At 34.4% G+C, this 21,887-nt stretch carries 17 protein-coding genes; 14 read left to right on the top strand and 3 right to left on the bottom strand.

Annotated elements, in window-relative coordinates; all coding sequences use genetic code 11:
• Positions 1–21 precede the first annotated feature (21 nt).
• Positions 22–738, bottom strand: coding sequence for a peptidylprolyl isomerase (locus ACQ4KW_RS15495; protein ID WP_430883394.1), 717 nt, complete (start codon positions 736–738; stop codon positions 22–24).
• A 93-nt stretch (positions 739–831) separates the two neighbouring features.
• A complete protein-coding gene (locus ACQ4KW_RS15490; protein WP_430883393.1) occupies positions 832–1,341 on the bottom strand; it encodes a cupin domain-containing protein in 510 nt (169 codons plus the stop codon).
• Positions 1,342–1,535: 194 nt separating this feature from the next.
• On the opposite strand from ACQ4KW_RS15490, the gene ACQ4KW_RS15485 reads away from it, so the two are divergent.
• The 4 genes from ACQ4KW_RS15485 (at position 1,536) to ACQ4KW_RS15470 (ending at position 7,950) form a co-directional block, all read left to right on the top strand.
• Positions 1,536–2,615, top strand: coding sequence for a tyrosine-type recombinase/integrase (locus ACQ4KW_RS15485; protein ID WP_430883392.1), 1,080 nt, complete (start codon positions 1,536–1,538; stop codon positions 2,613–2,615).
• 1,744 nt (positions 2,616–4,359) lie between these two features.
• Entirely contained in the window at positions 4,360–5,673 is a 1,314-nt protein-coding gene (locus tag ACQ4KW_RS15480) for a hypothetical protein (RefSeq protein WP_430883391.1), read from the top strand.
• Between the two features lie 229 nt (positions 5,674–5,902).
• Positions 5,903–7,075, top strand: coding sequence for a hypothetical protein (locus ACQ4KW_RS15475; protein WP_430883390.1), 1,173 nt, complete (start codon positions 5,903–5,905; stop codon positions 7,073–7,075).
• A gap of 446 nt (positions 7,076–7,521) precedes the next feature.
• A complete protein-coding gene (locus tag ACQ4KW_RS15470) occupies positions 7,522–7,950 on the top strand; it encodes a hypothetical protein (RefSeq protein WP_430883389.1) in 429 nt (142 codons plus the stop codon).
• Here ACQ4KW_RS15470 and tnpC read toward each other — a convergent pair.
• A complete protein-coding gene (gene tnpC, locus ACQ4KW_RS15465; protein WP_430883388.1) occupies positions 7,931–9,532 on the bottom strand; it encodes an IS66 family transposase in 1,602 nt (533 codons plus the stop codon). The genes ACQ4KW_RS15470 and tnpC overlap by 20 nt on opposite strands.
• Before the next feature lie 229 nt (positions 9,533–9,761).
• On the opposite strand from tnpC, the gene ACQ4KW_RS15460 reads away from it, so the two are divergent.
• The 10 genes from ACQ4KW_RS15460 (at position 9,762) to ACQ4KW_RS15415 (ending at position 21,333) form a co-directional block, all read left to right on the top strand.
• Positions 9,762–9,965, top strand: a complete 204-nt coding sequence (locus tag ACQ4KW_RS15460) for a hypothetical protein (RefSeq protein WP_430883387.1) — start codon at positions 9,762–9,764, stop codon at positions 9,963–9,965.
• Positions 9,966–10,308: 343 nt separating this feature from the next.
• Positions 10,309–11,241 (top strand): DUF1848 domain-containing protein, encoded by a 933-nt coding sequence (locus tag ACQ4KW_RS15455; protein ID WP_430883348.1) that lies wholly within the window; start codon positions 10,309–10,311, stop codon positions 11,239–11,241.
• 191 nt (positions 11,242–11,432) lie between these two features.
• Positions 11,433–12,833: a hypothetical protein gene (locus ACQ4KW_RS15450; protein ID WP_430883386.1), complete on the top strand. Its 1,401-nt coding sequence runs from the start codon at positions 11,433–11,435 to the stop codon at positions 12,831–12,833.
• Between the two features lie 269 nt (positions 12,834–13,102).
• Positions 13,103–13,645 (top strand): GNAT family N-acetyltransferase, encoded by a 543-nt coding sequence (locus ACQ4KW_RS15445; protein WP_430883385.1) that lies wholly within the window; start codon positions 13,103–13,105, stop codon positions 13,643–13,645.
• Positions 13,646–14,146: 501 nt separating this feature from the next.
• Positions 14,147–14,797 (top strand): hypothetical protein, encoded by a 651-nt coding sequence (locus ACQ4KW_RS15440; RefSeq protein ID WP_430883384.1) that lies wholly within the window; start codon positions 14,147–14,149, stop codon positions 14,795–14,797.
• A gap of 40 nt (positions 14,798–14,837) precedes the next feature.
• Positions 14,838–15,329, top strand: coding sequence for a hypothetical protein (locus ACQ4KW_RS15435; RefSeq protein ID WP_430883383.1), 492 nt, complete (start codon positions 14,838–14,840; stop codon positions 15,327–15,329).
• A gap of 308 nt (positions 15,330–15,637) precedes the next feature.
• On the top strand, positions 15,638–16,471 hold the full coding sequence (locus tag ACQ4KW_RS15430) for a S1 family peptidase (protein ID WP_430883382.1): 834 nt from the start codon (positions 15,638–15,640) through the stop codon (positions 16,469–16,471).
• Between the two features lie 2,154 nt (positions 16,472–18,625).
• Complete coding sequence (locus tag ACQ4KW_RS15425; RefSeq protein WP_430883381.1) at positions 18,626–18,928, top strand: hypothetical protein; 303 nt, start codon at positions 18,626–18,628, stop codon at positions 18,926–18,928.
• A gap of 222 nt (positions 18,929–19,150) precedes the next feature.
• The gene (locus tag ACQ4KW_RS15420; protein ID WP_430883380.1) at positions 19,151–19,438 is read left to right on the top strand and encodes a hypothetical protein; all 288 of its coding nucleotides are present in this window, start codon (positions 19,151–19,153) and stop codon (positions 19,436–19,438) included.
• 1,088 nt (positions 19,439–20,526) lie between these two features.
• Complete coding sequence (locus tag ACQ4KW_RS15415; RefSeq protein ID WP_430883379.1) at positions 20,527–21,333, top strand: hypothetical protein; 807 nt, start codon at positions 20,527–20,529, stop codon at positions 21,331–21,333.
• Positions 21,334–21,887 lie beyond the last annotated feature (554 nt).

Genomic DNA, 21,887 nt, shown 5'->3' with positions numbered 1-21,887 from the left:
TCTGATGCATTTGTCTATTTTTTATTCAACCTTTACAGGTTCAGATGGTTCATAACCATTTAATTCTACAGTTAGCTTTTCCATGATAACGGGCTGTGTGGGTTTATCTCCAAGACCAGTTTCTACTTGTGCGATCTTGTCAACATAGTCATAGCCTTCAATAACTTTACCAAAGGCTGCATACGCGCCATCGAGATGTGATGAGGTCTTATGCATTATGAAAAACTGTGACCCTGCACTATTGGGATTATTGGTTCTTGCCATAGAAATAACACCAGGTGTATGCTTAATGTTATTTTCAAATCCATTATCTGTGAATTCACCAGTAATAGCATATCCCGGACCACCTGCACCGGTTCCATCAGGATCTCCACCCTGAATCATAAAGCCTTTTATAATTCTGTGGAATGTTACGCCATCATAATAACCTGAATTTGCCAGAGATATGAAATTGTTGACTGTGTTCGGTGCAACTTCTGGATAGAGCTCAATTTTTAAATCACCGTAATCAGCAATTGTCATTGTCACCACGGGATGATCAAGGTCGGGGTTTGGGAGCCCAGCTGTACTTGTTGTTTCTTCTGAATTGCTATTTTTTGTCTCAGTTGATTGTTCTGATGCCGATGTATCTTGAACAGAGTCTGAGTCGCTTGTTTCGACTGCAGCAGTGCATCCTGTAACCAAAACACCTGTCAGAGCAACCATTAAAGCGATTAATAGTGAGATTTTTTTACTCATATTCTTCCTCCTGTATCAATTGTGTTCTACATCAGGATAGCAAAGAAATGTTAATAAATCTTGAATATCCTGCTAAATAGACTTGATATTTTTTTAATACAAAGATTCAACAGTGTATTTCATAATGAGATCTTTGTGGTATGGGTGTCTACTTAGAAGATCTTCTCTTTTAAAGACTTTTAGGTCGTCTATGTCAAAGCCCGGCGAGATCATTGTTCCGATAAGTGTATATTTACTCGTGCTGGCTTCGATGGCAATAGCATAATTTTTAGGTATTTGAATTTGGGGGTCATTCTCTTTTTCAATATCAATACCTAGGGTTTTAATATGTATGTCTCCTTCGGGAGAGATCATATAGAACTTAATGGGATCACCATCATGAAAATACCAGACCGATTCGGACCTCAATGTATGGAAAGTCATGATCATATTGGGTTCAAAAAGCATGTATTCACTTGTCCACAGTTTACGCTCTGATGAAGATACACCTGGGATATCATGGCGAATATACTTCTCATTCGATACAAAAGGTCGTGTATAGAATCCACCTTCTGGATGGGGAACCATGTCTAATTTTTCAATCCAGTCTCTTGCTGTTGTCAAACTGTTCAGCTCCTTTCAATACTCGTTTACTATTATAGCATCAAGGAGGGAGAAGCGCAGATAAATTTAATGACTAAAATACAAAATTTTACAATAAAGTATGATTATGTTATGATCTGTGTAAAATTATGTAATTATGAGTGGTGTATATGCTGGGGAAATCAAAATGATGCTATCTTTTATGGAGGTGTAAAATGTCAATTTTTCATTTAGGGCGACCATATTTCAGCGAGGACTTTTTGTCCATGGATCAGTCAAACCTGACAAATTCGAGTTTTGGTGTTTGCTGTGGCAAGGAAAAGGACTTATATAGGCTGGATACCTTTGAGACGTGTACTTGGTATATACAAGAACGTAGTGGCTGGGAGGGGTATATCAACCATTCTTTAATTGGTGATATAGATGAATTAAAAGAAGCTCCTTTTAATCATAGAGAAAAGTATGCAAAAGAAATTGAGCTTTTTCATATGCACATGCAACGTAAAGGGATGAGTACAAAAACCATTACTGTTTATAAGAAGCATATCGATAGGTATTTAAAAATTGTTGGTAGGAAGGATCCCCTTGATATGAACGTGGCCAGTGATTATATCTATGATCTTATTGCCATTCAAGAACTTTCGCATAGCTTTGTGAATCAGGCTATATCAGCAGTTAAACTTTTTTTCAAAGTTCATAGACCAGGGCTCTATATAAATCATAAAATGATACGTCCTAGGGGCGATCGAACATTGCCTAAGGTGCTGAGTCAATCGGACGTTGCCAAAATACTTAATGCTCATGAAAATAAGAAACACAAGGCTATCTTGTATTTGACTTACAGTGCTGGGTTAAGGGTGAGCGAAGTGTGCGCTCTAAAACCAGAGCATATTGATGGAGATAGAATGATGATTACGGTCAAGGCTGGGAAAGGAAGAAAAGATCGGTATACGCTGTTGTCAAGAAAAGCCCTTGAAATGCTTCGAGACTACTATGTAGAATACAAGCCAAGTGTCTGGCTATTTGAAGGGGCCAAAGCAGAGATGCCGATTACAGTTCGCAGTGTGCAGCGTATTTTTAAGAGGGCTTGCGAGAAAGCAAATGTTAAAAAGAATGTGAGCATACATTCACTAAGACACTCCTTTGCGACCCACCTGTTGGAAGCGGGTACAGATTTAAGGTACATACAGGAATTACTTGGTCATAAATCACCAAAGACAACTCAAGTATATACTCATGTTAGTAATACGGCTCTACAGGCCATTGTGAATCCACTTGATCGACTTGGATTATAATAGATGTCGGTCTTTACATTTTACTCATTCTGAAGGTTTTTAATATTATACTGTAACCCCTTATTTGTGTAATGCTGATTTCTTGTAAAATGACAATAACCCATGTGTATGTCCAAGTTTTTTTATTTAAGTATTTGGAGAATATGTATTCGTATCTGAACTATTTTACACATATTTTCTTGGATTTGAAAAAATGCTATAGTATGATCTTGTTTTTTAGTCCTTTTTAGTGAATTGATTTTGGGATGAATTTTGATTTTAAGTCTATGTATTGTGCCTTGCTGTAAATTGGTGTAAAAGAACGCTCTCATCGATTCATGTCTATTTAGGTAGACGTTGTTCTTCACGGCATGGAGAATTTAATCTTAGTGATAATAACTGATTGAGTTCTAGTTTTGTTGATTGCATCTTGGATTACAAGACGTGGGTATTAAATTATATTCTATTTGATGATTTGAGTATAAGAAAGTATATTTTTGTAAACCAACTAGGATACTTTTAAAATTTTAATGATGAGGTTATAAACAGGTTAAAATGATATTAGCAATAGTGTATAATTTATACATATAATGAGAAATATTCCCGACATACGTAAATTACAAAGATATTTTAGTATAGACGACACAGGACTTTTTTACTTAGTCGTATATTAGGTAAGTATGACTGTTTTAATGACTGGCGGGAATAGGTTAGTTAGTTGGCATTATCTACGTTCAAGTTTAAGCAGTTAGTTTAATTGGCACGCTAATGCTGGTATAGGCTGTGCATTAACGCCTTCCTATGGTTATGGGTTCATTATTTTGCATTAGAGCCTTGTTCTTTCAAACAAAATTCAGCGCTTTGAATACGTCTAGGGATTAATGTTTATCTGACTGCATTTCACTTAATAAGTAAGTGCTTGCAACGAACTAAGTTGGTATATGAGTTCATCGTACTCATTAATATAAACTGAAGGCTCCAAGGTTTTCGTCCTTCAAATTGCATCTATGTTTGTTGGGCCTTCATATACATTTGGCTTTATACTTCGGCCATATTGTTAGCTTCAATTTCATAATTAAAGAGTTTAGGTGAATTAGTATAATTCTTGTTTTACTTTAGGCCTTACATCTAGCATCGAATGACTAGTTTTCTATATGCAACTTGAAATCGAAAATCGCCTCATACGAAAAGAGAGCAAGCACTGGTCATCGTAGAGAACACTCTAAAGTAGCGCTGAATTCAGTTTGAACAAGCCTGGCTGTGAATGTACAGATAATACTTTTAAATTTGAACGGCTGAAGTAAGGTTAGAATTTTACAGTGCCAATTATTTGTGACTTTCGTACACAGCTCCATATTTACTATGGGGGTTGGTTTCCTTGAATGAAAGTATTTTAGACTTGGCGCATCACATTAAATAGGAAGTGGTAATATTCCGCTGAGAAGTGTCCAAGACATTTACGTTCTAGGTATTTGAATGTAATTCGACATCTCATTAAATGAGTCTGTTGGTTTACTATACTTCAATGCATCATTTAGGCAACGCCATCTAACACAGTGGTTCCAGACATTCCCCTTGTATTATACGAATTGGGGAATTTTTAATTGGTCTCTTATGTTAAAATATAGAAGAGTATATATAAAGTGGGGAACGATCTTGAACCATGGGAACGTTATTTGAAATGCGAATGCTAGTTAAAAATGTAAATAAAGTATTCAGCAAAGAAATCATATTGGTTTGAAACAGTCGAACGTTAGGAGTGAATATGACTAAGAAAAGTATATCTGCAATAGTTTTAATTGTTGTTGTCACTATTTTGTGTAGTTGTTCCAAAAGCGACAGTATTGATTCTCAATTGACATCTGAAAAATCTAGCAGTTTTGATGGTCCTACAAGAGAAGAGCAGTGGTCTGAAGATATTGAAATCCTATCTAGTAGTTTAAAGAGTATACATAAGGGACTATATGACAATATAAGTGAGGAAAAGTTCAACTCTGAAATGGAATTTCTTAAAAGCAATATAAGCAATTTAGACGATCAAGAGATGACCATTAAAATAATGAAACTGATAGCAGGTATTGGCGATGGTCATACATATGTTATGTACTTAGATTTTCTAGGGGAAAGTGTATTACCAATAAAGTTTGCGTGGAAAAATGAAAAATTATTATGTGTTAATGCTACACCAAGATATTCAAATATGCTGCATAGTGAAATTGTTTCAATCAATGGGAAGCCAGTTGATGAAATATTTACTGAGTTAATGTCACTTGCTTCCGGTGAAAATGATTATCGGAGGACATATATTGCACTTGGACTGGTAAGACTTCCATCAGTCTATGAGTATCTCAAGCAAACCGCTAATGGCGATTCAATCAATTTTACATACAAAAAGAAAGATGTTGAAGAAACAATGTTAGTTGATTCTGTTCTCTACAAAGAAGATCAAGAAAGTAAATATATTCTTGATAATAGGATTAACAGTATTACAAGTCCCTTGGATTCGTTACTTGAGAATCCATATAGCTATGAATACGATGAAGATAATAAGATTATGGTACTTAGATATGATCAATGTTTTGACTATGACAGTACATTTAGAGAGTTTAATCTAGAATTTTGGAAAGCAGTTGAGCAAAATGAAGTAGAAAAAATTGTAGTAGATTTGCGGTATAACTCAGGTGGTGATTCTGAACTATTTAACCCATTTAGAATTATGTTGAATAGGAATAAAGAGTTTGATAATCCTGACAAGCTATATGTACTAATTGGAAACAGGACATTTTCATCTGCAAATATGACTGCTATCAAAATGGAAAAACTAACTAATGCTACTTTGATTGGTGAGCCAACAGGAAATGCTCCTAATCATTATTCTGATCCGCACGGGAGAAATTATATCACATTGCCTAACAGTGGAATAAGATTTAGATGTACTGACACTTTCTTTGAATTGTATCCTGATTATAAGTATAGTTATTTAATGCCTGACAAATTAGTCAAAGTAAAAATAGATGATTATGTAACTGGTACAGATTCATGTTATGAATACATACTAGAACAAGGCATTAAGCAATGAGTTTGTTAGTATTAAACTCGTTCTGTGAGATGAAAACGCATTAGCACATCAAATAACACAGCGGTGTCCCGCCATTCGCCTTGTGGTGACGAAGTTAATGCAATTACCAAACATGTTGCTGTGACATAGCTGAATGTGTTGCAATAGCTGGGCGAACGAGCGTGAACCGTGGGAACGTTAGGTGAAAGATTTAATGCAGAATATTGAGAAGTATTAGTTAGGAGAAAAAATGAGTAATTGGTTCGTAGTGGTATTGGCAGTGATCTTTGCTATAGGAGGTTTTGATGATTCATCACAGCATAACGTAATTGAGGAATCTGTAATAACAGTTAACCAAGAAAAAATTGAGACACAATCGGACTTGAATGTTGATTATGAGCTATTAGAATATGGTGATTTAGAGGAATATCTTAGTTATGAGTTTGATGAATATAATGAAGCGCAAGTAATCGAGTATATAGAGGATCTTAACAGTAAAATGAACAACTGTGCAATTTCATATAAAAGTGAATACTCAAATGAGAAATATCTCATCTTTGAGATGGATGAAATCGAGACAACAGGATGTGAGCAAATGTTCGCAATTGCATGGGAAGTTGGTAACAAAGGAGGCGGCTTTATTCTTGAACCGTGGATTGCAATGATTGATGGTTTTGTTTATCAGGACGTCCTAGTTGTTGATTATGGAACTGGTGGAGATCGAGGAAAGATACTTTATGACCTGAGTGAGTTAAGAGAAAACATCTATATGGATTCGTTGTCCGTTACAAGTCAACCGGTAAGTATAAAAAATACACCATGGTTACTGTATCAAGCTGTTCCGATAGATTATGATTGTGATGTTTTAGTTTCGCCTCAAAGTGAAATTCATATGTATAATTTACTTACGAAAATGACCGTAATTATACGTAAAGCGTTTGGAAATACAATGTGGACAATTAACTATGATGAAGAGAATTACAATGAGTTTGGTGTTATTAAGTGGACACAAGAAGAAGACAATAACATTGAGAGAGAAATTGTTGAAACAATTGATTATGACAATCAGGAGTATAGATCAATATTAGAAAATCAGATACCACTAAAGGACAAGATTCAGTATTTTGCTTTTGAGAATGCGGACTATGGTGATCCTTACTGTGTACCTATATATAGAATAGAAAGTGACTATTTATGCGTGTATGATCTACCAATGTACGATGGTGTAGGATCAATTGTCGATAATTGGGAGGATCTCGGCTTACCAGAGGATACAAAAGCTGTAATTGAAATTGAGTCAGAAAAAGGCAACACATATATTTACTCATTCATACATGATAATAATGTTGTATTTAGTGAGCGTTTAGTCATTGACAATCGGCTCAAATATGATAATGTACTAACAGTTTTTGAAGAGCATTAAATCCTACACCTAACACAGCGGTGTCCCGCCATTCGCCTTGTAGTGACGAGGTCTTGGAATGTTCTGAATTGAATGGTTTTGACGAAGCTGAAAGTGTTGAAATAGAGGGCGAACGAGCGTGAACCGTGGGAACGTTATAAGAAAGTGGCTAACTTAGCTAATAATTATAACGAAATTGTACTTTTAGTGAGTAGTACAATGTAATCGGTTATTTGCACAATAATCATCATGTTCAATGCTGAATAGTATGAAAATTTTGTAAAAGAACTGTGTTTGATTGTGAAGGTGACATAGGTTTGATCGAGGGTACAAAACTGGGAGTTGATTAATATAAAATGAAAATTATCCCATCCGAGAATCCAGTTTAATAACAATGTAATAATAAGTAAGTATAGCAGCATAGAGAGAAAACCAAATGATGTAATTTATTAAACGGAGGCACAATTATGGCATCTAGTATCATGCATTTAGCAGTGGCAAATGAAATATCAAAAGTATATAGACCTAATGCTGGTAGGTTTAATCTAGGAAACTTACTTCCGGATATATTGGCTAAGAATAAGAGCGATAAAAATAATACACATTTTAGAATTGAAAAAGAGCCATATGAGTTTTCTACTGCTAGTTATTATCAATATTATGATTATCATAAATTTATTGAACAATATAAGACACAATTGGATGATGACTTATATTTGGGTTATTTGTCACATATAATCACAGATGAAATTTGGATTCAAAGAGTTTATATTAAATATATGCGTGATGAGAAACGAAGAAAAAGAGTTGAGCTACAAAAAAATTACTATCACGATTATGATATTTTAAATGAACTAATAATAAAAAAATACGTAACTATTCAGTCACAGCTTTAAGAAAATCCATTGATTGACCTTTTAAAGCAGATTTAATCGCAGTATATGAATTGATACCATGCTTAGCCATAGTTCCTAGATAAGACATAATTCTTACAAAAGTATCTGCACCTTCTTTGGTTCTGAAAGTTCCTGATACCTTTTGTTTCACTTTAATCATTCGGACATCACGCTCTGCTTGGTTATTATCAAAGGGAACATTGAAGTCATTTATAAATAGACAGACTTCCCCCTTGTGGGATGCAAAGCGTTCAATCAAAGCTCTGATTTTACCTTTTTTATGGCGACCACGTTTACCTTTAGGTTTATCAGGTATTGGATTCGCCTTTATGGCTTCTTCTACGATGGCATCGTATTTTGAATTGAAATATTTCAATTGATACTCGCTTAAAGTTGTATAACCATCATTCTTTAAGGTATCCTTTAGATTTTTCATCTCAAGAAGCAGATTGATCATATTTTCAGCCCATATCTGTTCTGGATAATTTTCTATTACACCAGTCAGTTCCCTTAATAGGTGTGCATTGCAGATTCCATGATCAACGTTTTTATATGTAAAATACGGTTTCCAAAAGTCATGTATCGCTATACCTTTAAACTCAGGGAGGATACCACTTGAGTCCATCCCTATTGATCCCCGCTTTTCTTCTACTGTCAAATAAGTGAAGTGGGTATTTGAAGCATTATGAACCCAGTGAAGTTTTTTATCTACACGTAAACCTGTTTCATCAAAATGAGCAAGATCTAGTGACTTGACCTTGTCACGAATAAGATTTACGGTATCTTCTAGTTTTTCACTTACATTGGTAACCATAGAATGAATTGTACCTGTACTAATGGGCAGATTGAATACTGCGCTTAAAATATCATGAGTACGTTTGATGCCTACCATACCAGCAGTATTTAGTGTAACAGCAAGCGCTTTCAAATTGTCACCATACTGAACACGCCCTTTGATAGACTCTGGAAACACACCAGATATGACTTCATTGTTTCTATAGGAACATTCACATGTCATTACCTGATGAGCTGTAACCTTTGTATCAATAATGATATCGATATTATATCTAGTTTCAGAAACCTGACATGCATCACACTGTTTTTTAAACGGACAGTTATTACATTCTTTCGGAAAATGCTGTACTGTTTCATCAGGAGTTTTCATAAGTTTAAGTCCGTTGCCTTTGTGCCCTTTCTGAGCACCGGCAGATTTGCCGGAAGGCTTGCGTAAACTCTTTGGTTTAGGTTTTTTAAGCCCATCGCTTGAAGGAGGTTTAGAACTGTTATTGCTGTTTTTATTGAGGCTTTCCTTCAAGGTCTTGATGGTTTCTGCTTGCTCAGCATTAGTGGCTATCAGACTATTAATAATATCAGTTTGATTGTTGATTGTGTCAGTTTGATTGTTGATTGTGTCAGTTTGATTGTTGATTGTGTCAGTTTGATTGTTGATTGTGTCGGTTTGATTGTTGATTGTGTCGGTTTGATTGTTGATTGTCGTCGTTAAAGATTCAACAGCAGCGGTAAGTGTGTTAATTTTATCCATTAGCTCTTTAGTTGTTTTTGAAGAAAAATCGTTATTCATGCTGCTATCTCCTCTCTTTTTTTAGCTACTTATATTATAGCATAAAATGAGGTTAAAATCCAGTATTTTCAATAGTTACAACTGGATTTTAAAAGAAAAAAACAGGCTATTTTTCTTTGCGGAGCAGAGTATAAAAGTACGAAAATCCAATAGTAAATATCCTAGATATTTTCACCTGTCTGAATAGTTACAAAAATACAATTTAAATGTTTCAGAAATTGTTTCTCGTATGGATCAAATAAATGATTTGGAAAAAGTAGAGGAACTGGATATAACATGCTTGTATAAAGCATTTAATTCTCTAATAGAATACTCCAATAGAAGTTACAAAGGAGATAAACTGGAAATGTTTAATGAAAAAGAAATAATTAAGTTTATAGAGATTGCATCGACTGAAATTGGAAAAGTTATAGATGAAAATGGATTGAGGTAATTTTATATGCCAAATTGTATATAATACAAAGAGTAAAACTCTACAGTATTGATTCAAAATAACGAAATCTATACGAAACTTTTGTTGTAAAAATCGTTATCCACCATCTTATAACACAGCGGTTCAAGAACATGCCATTTTGGTCATCCAGAGTGGAATTTTTATAAATAGAATATGGTAAAATATAGCTTAGAAGTAATAAGAAGAGTGGCACGTCATGAACCGTGGGAACGTTAGATAACACATAAAAATCAGCTAATACTAGCAAAAATAGCTATTATTGTAGCGGTAATAAATCAAGTCGAATTTCTGTATCAGTGATATAAAACAAGGAGTTTTGTCTATGATCTTGAGTGTCAGTAGGAGAACGGACATACCGGCTTTTTATGTTGAATGGCTAATTAATAGATTTGAGTCAGGGTATGTATTAGTGCGAAATCCGTTTAATAGTAATATGCTATCAAAAATTGAGTTAAATAAAAGAACCATTGATTGCATAGTGTTCTGGACAAAAAATCCTAAGCCACTAATTGAAAGATTAGATTATTTTGAGTCCTACAATTACTATTTTCAAATTACAATAAATCCATATGATCTTAAACTTGAAAAAGGCATACCAGCTAAAAGGGAAATAATTGAATCAGTCAAAAATCTATCTGACAGGATTGGTAAAGAGAGAATTATATGGCGTTATGATCCCATTTTTTTCACAGATGTTATTGATATGGCATACCATGAAAAGTGGTTTTCATATCTTGCAGATAAACTTGGGGAGTATATAGATCATTGTGTAATTAGCATAATAGATGATTACAAAAAGAATAGGCGCGAGTTTAGAGATATAGGAATTAGAATACCTAGCGATGTTGAAGCTAAGAAATTAATAAAGAAGTTGAGCAATATTGGCGAAGCTAAGAGTATAAAAATCCAAATGTGTGCAGAATCATTCGAGGTAGAAAATATAGGTCGTTCAAAATGTATCAATGACGAACTTATTCAAAAAATAACTGGCAAAAAAGTGATTGCAAAAGAAGATCAGAATCAACGTGAAAAATGTAACTGTATAGAAAGTGTGGATATAGGAGAGTATAATACTTGTCTAAATGGTTGTGTATATTGTTATGCAAATTATAGTGAAAAAAGTATTATTGATAAAGTAAAGAAGCATGATCCTAATTCGCCACTATTAATAGGTAATATTACTGGTAAAGAAAAAATTGTTGTGAGAAAGAATAAATGTATTTTTGACGAAACACTTACTTTGATCGATTTTTAAGCGTCATCTAACACAGCGGTGTCCCGCCATTCGCCTGGTGGTGAATAAGTTTAGGAATGTTCCGCAGTGAAATGTTTATACGACATTGAATATGTTGCAATGAGAAGGCGAACGAGCGTGAACCGTGGGAACGTTATGAGAAATACTTTCCTAGTTTATAGTACGTTAATATTATTGGAGGATGCAATGACATGAAGCCTAGAAGAATCAAAATGACTTCTTTAATTGGGATTGCAATTATGCTAGTTTTAATAACAGCTAAATATGGTTTAATCATCAATGATTATAAAGAGGCAAAGTATGAGTTGGGTTTTAGTAATTGGACAAGATCTATGCATCCTTTCTATAGCTCAACTGAAACAATTGACTTCATTGTAGATGGAAGTCAGGACGTTGTATTAAAGACATGGTGGGAAGGACTATCTGGTGACGTTGAGCTTATGTTGTGTGACGAAGCTGAAAATGAAATATTTAAATTGAAAAGTAAGAAAGAACATAATAGTCGTATAATAGCCTTAGAAAATGGGAAGTACAAGCTTAGTGTTACACAAGATAGGTTTACAGGAGCTGTAGCGATTGGTTATGAGAATGTGACTCGAGTAATTAAACTTGATGATCAATATTACACATTTGCAAAGCGTAAGCCTGACAAAGGATTTAATTGGGATTACATATTGTATGTACCAGAACATGTAAAGTACAATAAGCTACTTGTATCTCCAAATAACTCTGGTATTGTATCCGATAACTATGACATCCATATAGAAAAGGCAAAGTCCTTAATAAAATTTAAATCAGAATTAGCAGAGAAACTTGGAGTGCCCTTATTAGTTCCAATATTTCCGCGTTCTCGAAAAGATGAGGGTATATATACACATGCACTTGATCGAAATAGTATTTATACAGTACTTGAGGAAATAAAACGGTTGGATTATCAATTGATTAGTATTATAGAGGATTCTAAAGAGAGGTTAAAAAATAAGGGGATAACAGTAGAAGAGAAAATCCTTATGTCAGGCTTCTCTGCTTCTGGTGATTTTGTTGATCGATTTGTATTTTTGCATCCAGAGATTGTAGAAGCAGCTTCAATTGGTGCTTCAGATACAATAGTGCCTATAGAAAGCTTGAGAGGTCAAAAGCTACCATACCCAATTGGAATATATGATTATGAAAAAATTACTGGCGAAGAATTTGATTTGAAGTCAGTATCATCTGTACGGAAATTAATTTATAAAGGTTCAGACGATGGAGGCGGTTGGCAAACAGTTGAGGAAGAGGGCGTAACGGTTCGCTATATTTGGAAAGACTATTATGAGAAGTATTTACTTCCGATACTGAGAGAGAGATCTATTTTAGATAACGAGTACTCGGTAGATAGTTCGAATCTATCTCAAGATGATTTAAATATGATTAACTTCAAAGCCTTTGATGGAAAAATATTGATTGAGCGATTTAGAGAAATATCTGAAATCTATTCAGAATTAAACATTCATAGAACTGAGTTCAAAATTTATGAGAATATTGAACATACAATTAATGATGAGATAAAGCAGGATGAGTTTGAATTCTTTAAGAATGTCCTCAGTAATTAAGCGCATAAAAAACTAGAAATTTTAGGGCATATATACGTCAAGTACATCTCATAACACAGCGGTGTCCCGCCATTCGCCTAGTGGATACAGAGTTTTTGAATAGTCCGAGGTGAAATGTTTATACGACATTGAATGTCTTGCGATGAGAGGGCGAACGAGCGTGAACCGTGGGAACGTTAGAGGAAATAATTTGCTAGTACTGAGTATTGTTGAAAATTGCGATTTTCTATCGTAATTAGCTTATTTACAGACCTGAGTTGGTGATATATATGGAGAAAGCTATGAAGGAAAAGGTTCTTGAGTTTGGGAAGTATTACTTACGTTTAATTGAAGAAAAAGATGCTGAAGATTATTATAAAAGTGGTTTTGAAGAATTAGATGATGAAGTCAACTATTATACTGGTACAACAGATAATTTCACTAAGGATCAAATCATTACTTACGTAAAAAATATAGTTAAAAATCCAAGTCGATATGATTTTTTAATTTTAAACGAGAGAGAAATTGTTGGCGAAGTGGTTTTAAGTGATATTGAGAAGAAGAATTGTCATTATAGAATTTGTATATTTAGAAAAGAACATTTTTCTAAAGGAATTGGGTTTCATGCAACAGTTAAAGTCTTAGAATTTGCATTTGAAGATTTAGGACTTGAATCTATCGAGTTGGAAGTATTTCCGTTTAACGAAAGAGGCATAGCGCTTTATAAAAAGCTAGGCTTTGAAATAACAGGTGAGATTATTGATGAAGAGGCAGAATCACTATACAAAAAAATATACACAATGAAACTGAAAGTGAATAATTTCCACTATTGAGAGTTTGGTAACTTGCAGCAAAGTTCATCATAATTGATAAAGGGGTATGTGAAACTTTCACTAGCGATAGAATTTTGAAACCGCAAATTACATCCTCTAACACAGCGGTGTCCCGCCATTCGCCTGGTGGTGACGAAGTTTAAGACGGTTACGCAATAAGTGACTGTGACTAAGCTGAAAGTGTTGCAATAGCAGGCGAACGAGCGTGAACCGTGGGAACGTTATGTGAAATTATTCGTGAGCAGTGTATAACAATATTAGTACTATAAAAACTTTATGCTGTATCTCTAAAGATTGACAATATTAGCTCCAAAATTAAAATAAATAGCCTTCAGTAATTTACATATTTCATATGGTTAGTATCCAATCATGAACTATAAAATACCAAATATGATATTTGATTGTAATAACTTATGATTAGGTTTATATTAATATAAGCATTATTCTACTATTTCTTTGCTGGCATATCTAGTTATGTAAAAAAAAGGAGAAGGAGAAAATATGAAAAAATTAATTAGCTTAATCTTAACCCTGACATTAATAATGTCATCAAGTGCCGTTGCTTTTGCTCAGTCCTCAACTAGTGACTTTTATGTTGTAAAAGTTACAGATAAATTTGAAAAAGCGGACCTTGACACAGTTGTTGCGATAATCGATGGAGTTTCAATTACCAAACGAGATATAATTGGTAAAGATAAAATTAAGGTGACGCAAAGTAATAGTGATTTTGTGATGAGGAGTCTTCCCGATGTTTATAGATTACCATCAGCAGCAAAAAATGCAAATGTTGTAAAAACACTAAATGCTCCACGTTTTAGTCAAGTAACTACATATATGTACCTTTCTAGCGATAAAGCTCATGCAATAGCATCAGATTTAGATTTTGATGTTATGAAAGATGGTATTTGGTTCCTTGCTGGCTTCATACCAAAAGTTGGTCCTATAATCACAATAGGCGCATTTTTCGGTACTTGGCGTAATGCAAATTTAGCAAGTGATATTAGATCATATGCAGATAAAGGTGACTCTTGCATAGTAAAAGACATAGAAACGAGTTATGGTAATTTTTCTACTGTACTTTCTTGGGATGGTAAATACGTAGATTTATCTGAAGCTAGTTATGAAAGTTTGACTTCATTTAGCCACGATTAATCCATATATTATATGCCAGCAAGGAAAAGGGGAATAGAATATGAAAAAAATGGTGACATTAAAGATATTACTCTCTTTATTTATAACTTTTTTGTTCTTTGTAATATACAATGAACATACCAGTTTAATAATATTTTATCAATGGCTAGCATTAATATCAGTACTATTGAATTTTACAATTAATAAATATGTTAATTGTAATACAAAATATTTATCTAAAAGGAGAATTACACAAATATCATTCGTGTTAATTTACGTGATTAGTTTACTTATTACTCAAAATGGTTACTACACTACTTTAATACTGCTTTATCAAATTGCATTCTATGAGATAATTAAAAGTAGTAAGGATGAATCAATACAGGTTAGTAACTTTGAAGACCACAGCAAAATACTATCAATACTAATGACTGTATTGGTCTATATTGCTTGTACAACTTCTATACTTGGTTTAGAAAAGTTTTTCCCATATTTCCCTATAATTGCACTAACACTAGCAATGTTATTTGATTTTGAAAGAAGTGCAATGTAGATAGAATAGTTGTAGTTATTATAATATATAAAAACCCTTTTGCAAGAAATCAGTTATAGTGTGAATTTAACTATAAAATATAACTCACGAATAACTTCACATAACATGTCAATTCCCAACACGCCCCTGAATTATACAAAAAGGGGCGTGTTTTATTAGCTTTCGAATGTTAAAATATAGAAGAGTAGATATTAAGTGGGGCGCGATCGGGAATTGCAGGAACGTTATGTGAAAAACTTAACTAACTACTGGATTTTGACAAGGTATTTGCCTTTGTAATGAAGAATAATATGAATAGGAGGTGGATTATGAATTTATCAATAACAGAACAGATGCAATACAGTACCGTTAGAATTGAAGTCCGTTTAAAGAACGGGCAAATATCTACAGGTACTGGCTACTTCTATAAGTTATGTGAAGACAAGGAGCAACATGTCCCTATAGTTGTAACAAATAAACATGTAATAGCCGGTGGTCAAACTGGTATGTTTAAAATGACAACTTCAAATCCGGATAACTCGCCAAATGATAGAAAACACATGGACGTGTTATTAGATGATATTGAAAATAGATTTATAGGACATCCTGATCCAAATATCGATCTTGCCATTTTGCCAATAGCACCAATACTTCATGAAGCTGAAGCAAAGAATGAAAGGTTATTCTATATCCCTATCGGAGCAGATTTATTGCCAACAAAGCAAGATCTCCTAGAGTTCACAGCTGTTGAGGACATTATTATGGTAGGTTATCCTAACGGGATATGGGATAGTGTAAACAATCTACCCGTTTTTAGAAAGGGAATAACAGCTACTCATCCTTCAAAAGATTATAATGGTAAAAAGGAGATCATGATAGATGCAGCATGTTTTCCGGGTTCTAGTGGTTCACCTGTTTTCCTGTGTAATCTAGGCAGTTATCAGATGAAAAATGGAGGAACGGCTATAGGATCAAGAATTAAGTTTTTAGGTACTCTATATGCAGGACCTCAACATACTGCATCAGGCGAAATCCAAGTAGTTAAAGTGCCTACAAAAGATGTACCATTAGCAATTTCCGGAATTCCGAATAATTTGGGTTATGTTATTAAGTCTGAGAAGTTATTGGATTTTGAAGCATTCTTTCCAAAACCAAAAGCATAAGTAAATGTGTAAATAAAGACTATTGCTTGACTATCGTTAAGTTCATCACATAACACAGCAGTTCAAGAACATGCCCTGGACATTTTGTATAAAGGGCGTGTTTTTCTGTATTAAGATGTTAAAATATAGTAGATAATATATATTAAGGGCACGTCGTGAACCGTGGGAACGTTATAAGGCAGAAATGACTGGTTAGAGCGGTTAGAGACATGTGCGTTAAGAATTAACTTATCGCTACTTTTCGTTAAGTCTACGGGATTTTATCACAGTGTGTAGCTTTGAATAGAGTACACCAGTAATCTGACAGGGTGTGGTTTTACAAAATGTCATTCACTGAATGAAACAAATTACAGTCTGAATTTTAGTAGAAACATGTCACGATCTTATAACGAAAAGAAGCTCAACTGCTTTGCTTGATCGGGGAAATTTTTAATGTGGTCTCTAAGTACAATTCGTGTCCTCAACGGTATTGCTAGAACAGAGTCGCAAAGCAGCATGGTTAATAAAGCGAATGAATAAAAGGACGTCATTGTCCGCCATATAACAGAGCAGTTCCCAGCACTAAACCCAGTCACCCTTTTTGCGAGGGTCCTTTTTATGTGGCGTGATGGAAGGAAATGGTGAATGAAGCTAGAATAGTTAATAGTGCGAGTGCAAAAAAGTCGCCAGGGACGCGCCGCGAACTGTCCAGGCGTTATGTAAAATTCAAGACCAAGTCTCAGCATAGAAGTTTATTAAGGTAGTTGTGAACATAGAATTAGAGCATGGAGAGCTATGTCGAGTGTTCTTAATAGAATATTTTAATTGGAAAATGACTCTATTAAGTATTGTGGTAAACATGCATATCACTGTTATGAAAAGTAGAATTGAAAAACCAAAGATGTTAGTGTGTTTTATTGGTGAGCAAAATTAGTTAGCGTGAGAATGATAATCTGGCCTTGAACAATACATAACACAGCGGTACCCGCCATGCGCCGAGTGAATAGAAGATTAACTTTGAGCTGAGCTTTTAGAATATTCCCGACATCCGCAAATATTGTGAAGATTCGAGCGCACGAGCGTGAACCGTGGGAACGTTATAAGGCAGAAATGACTGGTTAGAGCGGTTAGAGACATGTGCGTTAAGAATTAGCTTATCGCTACTTTTCGTTAAGTTTACGGGATTTTATCACAGTGTATAGCCTGGAATAGAGTTCACCAGTAATCTGATAGGGTGTAGTTTTGCAAAATGTCATTCACTAAATGAAATAAATTACGGTCTGAATTTTAGTAGAAACATGTCATGATCATATAACGAAAAGAAGCTCAACTGCTTTGCTTGATCTGGGAAAATTTTAATGAGCTTGCTAAGTATAAATTGTTTCATCAACGGAATTGCTAAAATTAAGTCGCAAAGCAGCATGGTTAATAAAGCGAATGAATAAAAGGACGTCATTGTCCGCCATATAACAGAGCAGTTCCCAGCACTAAACCCAGTCACCCTTTTTGCGAAGGTGCTTTTTATGTGGCGTGATGGAAGGAAATGGTGAATGAAGCTAGAATAGTTAATAGTGAAAGTGCAAAAAAGTCGCCAGGGACGCGCCGGGAACTGTCCAGGCGTTATATGGCATGAAAATGGAGGTAAAATGGATTACAAGTATAAGTCGCTATTATCATGGTATAGCTTTATAATGCTCATGTCATTTAACATAGGACTACAGACGAATTCAAGTTTTATTTTTTGGTATCTAAATCATGCCATAATGATTGTTGCATTATATATAGAAAGAAGCAGATTACGAAAATACTTTAAGAAAATGAAGTTCAACATGTATCAGCATGAAATTAACGAGATGGGGACTTACTATTGGAAACTAAGAAAACTAGTAAAAAATGAAAGTGTTTCTCATGAGTTGGAGGTAAATATTAGAACATATCTATTGTCATCAAAATGCCTCTATTTGCTGGGCGTATTGAACTTCATCAGTATATTCTTAGTAGCCCATTTTAACACCATATAACACAGCGGTGTCCCGCCATTCGCCCTGGTGGTGACTTACTTTTAGAATGTTCTGCAGTGAAATGCTTGTACTAAACTGAAAGCATTGCAATAACTGGCGAACGAGCGTGAACCGTGGGAACGTTAGGTAAAACTTAAAAAATGGAGTGAGGAGAATGGCATTAGATTTGATCTTACTAGTTTTGGGCTTGATATTTGGAGTTCATTCAATAAAAGTTAGAAAGAAATTAAACTTTTACAATAGTTATAGGATTGAGAATGTCATTGATGAAAAATTCTATGATCTACAATTGCTTTTTGGACTATTAAGCTCGTTGTCTCTAATGTTATCAGGAGCACTTTCCTATTCACTTGAGCCACCGGTTCAAGTAGTTTTTTTGAGTATACTTGTGTTTCATATTGTGAATTACATTCCGATAATGATCGGTTCTAAGCTTTTTTATATTGAGAAAAAGTAAATGTGGTAGACGTATTTTTTAAGCATCACCTAACACAGCGGTGTCCCGCCATTCGCCTGGTGGTGTCAAAGTTTGAGAATATTCCGAAGTTAACGTCTATGACTAAGCTGGAAGTATTACAATAGCTGGAGCGAACGAGCGTGAACCGTGGGAACGTTATATGAAAGCTTTGACTAAGTTATTATTTAAATAATAGAAGAACTGTGAGTTTGGAGACAATATATGAGTGTAATATCCGAAGCACAAATAGGAGATCAAATAGTTATTATTAACCATTTTGTCGCATGTAAATTTGGTGAAGAGTTTGAATGGGGCAAAGAAAAAGAATTTCCTGTTGGTGAAATAGTAGAGTATGTAGATTGGTTCAAAAATAGCAATACTACTCAAGATCATCTTAGTTGGCATATTAAATTTAAAACTATTTCGGGTGAAATGTATGATGCTGTTCAATTATATTTTGTAACAATGGATGAGCGGAAGGATATTTTAGCTGCAATTAAAGGTAGCTAGAAAGTTAAAGAAATTAAGCCGTCAAAGCAATCATATAACACAGCGGTTCCAAACATGCGCTTGGGAAACTAAGGTTACAGAATGTTCCGGCGATAAATGTTTATACGACGTATTGGAGTTTTGTTTGGAATAGGCGCACGTCTTGAACCGTGGGAACGTTATGTAAAATTCAAGACCAAGTCTCAGCATAGAAGTATATTAAGCTAGTTGTGAACATAGAATTAGAGCATGGAGAGCTATGTCGAGTGTTCTAAATAGAATATTTTAATTGGAAAATGACTCTATTTAGTATTGTGGTAAACATGCATATCACTGTTATGAAAAGCAGAATTGAAAAATCAAAGATATTAGTGAGTTTTACTGGCGAGCAAAATCAGTTAGCGTGAGAATGATAATCTGGCCTTGAACAATACATAACACAGCGGTACCCGCCATGCGCCGAGTGAATAGAAATTTAGCTTTGAACAGGTGTTTCAGAATATTCCCGACATCCGCAAATGTTGTGAAGATTCGAGCGCACGACCGTGAACCGTGGGAACGTTAGGTAAAACTTTAAAAATGGAGTGAGAAGAATGGCATTAGATTTGATCTTACTAGTTTTCGGATTGATATTTGGAGTTCATTCAATAAAAGTTAGAAAGAAACTAAACTTTTACAATAGTTATAGGATTGAGAATGTCATTGATGAAAAATTCTACGATCTACAATTTCAATTTGGACTATTAAGCTCATTGTGTCTAATATTATCAGGAGCACTATCCTATTTACTTGAGCCACCGGTTCAAATAGTTTTCTTGAGTATACTTGTGTTTCATATAGTGAATTATATTCCGATAACGATCAGTTCTAAGCTTTTCTATATTGAGAAAAAGTAAATGTGGTAGACGTATTTTTTAAGCATCACCTAACACATCGGTGTCCCGCCATTCGCCTGGTGGTGACGAAGTTTAAGACGGTTACGCAATAAGTGACTGTGACTAAGCTGAAAGTGTTGCAATAGCAGGCGAACGAGCGTGAACCGTGGGAACGTTATGTGGCATATTTTTCGAAGTATGGTAATCGGAATGTAGAATTTTTAGAGGTGAAACATGTTAAGAAGAAAAGAGCAAATTCTTGTAATGCTACTAGTTGTTAATTTGTATATTTATCGCGATGTGGTGTTCCCCAAAATACAAGCCTTTTTTGGGAACTTAAGTAATCCACTATATGCATCAGTATATACACTAATAGTAACTTTAGTGTATATAAGTGGAACATACTATTTCTCAACAAGGCAAGAACGAGAGGCGTTTGAGCGGAAAAGGTTTCAAATGCTGTATTTACCATTAGTAAATAAACTGTTTGGATACTTCGATGTTAAGACAGCATTTCGTAGAGGTCATGATGTAAAAGACAATATTAGTGAGAGCGATATTGAAAATGAAGTAATCGAACATATTTCAAGGAATATATATTATTCATCATCTGCATTAATGTCTGAATATATATCTATTAATAGACATGACTATTTTGATGACTTTAAAGGAGACGTGTTCAATATTGACTTTATGGAGTTATGTGAGATTTTGCTGAAGGATGTATTGATTCTAAACAAAGATCATAAACTTTTTGATAGAAATATTGAAAAGAAAATTAGACATTACCACTGGAAATACTCAGTATTCAATATAGTGAATAATTGCTCAGATTGTGATGCTACAACTGTTGAATTTATGACATGGAATTGGCAGTTTAAAACACTAAACCAGCTTAGATTCTACTGGCTAAAATTTGCATGTACACTATTGCTTAAGCTAAATAAGAAGAAAGCAGCGACAGATTTAGTAATAGATACACTTGCTCACGATAAAGAAAGTCAAAATCTCTATAAGAGAATTCTATTTGAACTGGATTAATTATTACCACAATTTAAGTTTTTCGCTTCATTGATTTTAGCAGAGTATTATCGCTTAGGGCATATGGTTATAAAGTTATTGGTAGGACGTATTAGGAAGTTCATGTATCAGTCATCTAATAAGTTAAGTGTATTAGTACGAAAAAAACACCACATAACACAGCGGTGTCCCGCCATTCGCCTGGTGGAGACAGAGTCAATGTTGTTATGAATTTCTGCGTTTAGAATAAGCTGAATGTATTGGAATTACAGGCGAACAAGCGTGAACCGTGGGAACGTTATATGCAAAAATTCCAATGTTCACTGTGAGTAAGGAGCCAAATATGATTAATCTACCTCATATACTAAAAATCATGCTCTTAGCATTTCCATTGATATTCATTAGCAAAGCTTTTGTTCAAATTGGTCAATATGTCAAGAATCAAAGGTGGACAAATCATTATGAAATGAGTGCAATAATGAATACCACTAATAGATTTAGAGCAATAGACTTTAGTACAGATTTAGTAATAGGTTTTTTCATTTATAGTGAAATATTTTCTAGAGCTCACTATG

The sequence above is a fragment of the Tianxiuia mixotrophica genome (genome assembly GCF_050596425.1).
Lineage (GTDB): Bacteria > Bacillota > Clostridia > Peptostreptococcales > Acidaminobacteraceae.
This window is presented reverse-complemented; position numbering and strand designations above follow the sequence as displayed.

Coding starts and splice junctions, on each gene's coding strand:
- ACQ4KW_RS15420 (WP_430883380.1), top strand. CDS start 19,151: ATGAGTGTAATATCCGAAGCACAAATAGGAGATCAAATAGTTATTATT.
- ACQ4KW_RS15455 (WP_430883348.1), top strand. CDS start 10,309: ATGATCTTGAGTGTCAGTAGGAGAACGGACATACCGGCTTTTTATGTT.
- ACQ4KW_RS15470 (WP_430883389.1), top strand. CDS start 7,522: ATGGCATCTAGTATCATGCATTTAGCAGTGGCAAATGAAATATCAAAA.
- ACQ4KW_RS15425 (WP_430883381.1), top strand. CDS start 18,626: ATGGCATTAGATTTGATCTTACTAGTTTTGGGCTTGATATTTGGAGTT.
- ACQ4KW_RS15430 (WP_430883382.1), top strand. CDS start 15,638: ATGAATTTATCAATAACAGAACAGATGCAATACAGTACCGTTAGAATT.
- ACQ4KW_RS15495 (WP_430883394.1), bottom strand. CDS start 738: ATGAGTAAAAAAATCTCACTATTAATCGCTTTAATGGTTGCTCTGACA.
- ACQ4KW_RS15450 (WP_430883386.1), top strand. CDS start 11,433: ATGAAGCCTAGAAGAATCAAAATGACTTCTTTAATTGGGATTGCAATT.
- tnpC (WP_430883388.1), bottom strand. CDS start 9,532: ATGAATAACGATTTTTCTTCAAAAACAACTAAAGAGCTAATGGATAAA.
- ACQ4KW_RS15475 (WP_430883390.1), top strand. CDS start 5,903: ATGAGTAATTGGTTCGTAGTGGTATTGGCAGTGATCTTTGCTATAGGA.
- ACQ4KW_RS15445 (WP_430883385.1), top strand. CDS start 13,103: ATGGAGAAAGCTATGAAGGAAAAGGTTCTTGAGTTTGGGAAGTATTAC.
- ACQ4KW_RS15460 (WP_430883387.1), top strand. CDS start 9,762: ATGGATCAAATAAATGATTTGGAAAAAGTAGAGGAACTGGATATAACA.
- ACQ4KW_RS15485 (WP_430883392.1), top strand. CDS start 1,536: ATGTCAATTTTTCATTTAGGGCGACCATATTTCAGCGAGGACTTTTTG.
- ACQ4KW_RS15415 (WP_430883379.1), top strand. CDS start 20,527: ATGTTAAGAAGAAAAGAGCAAATTCTTGTAATGCTACTAGTTGTTAAT.
- ACQ4KW_RS15435 (WP_430883383.1), top strand. CDS start 14,838: ATGAAAAAAATGGTGACATTAAAGATATTACTCTCTTTATTTATAACT.
- ACQ4KW_RS15480 (WP_430883391.1), top strand. CDS start 4,360: ATGACTAAGAAAAGTATATCTGCAATAGTTTTAATTGTTGTTGTCACT.
- ACQ4KW_RS15440 (WP_430883384.1), top strand. CDS start 14,147: ATGAAAAAATTAATTAGCTTAATCTTAACCCTGACATTAATAATGTCA.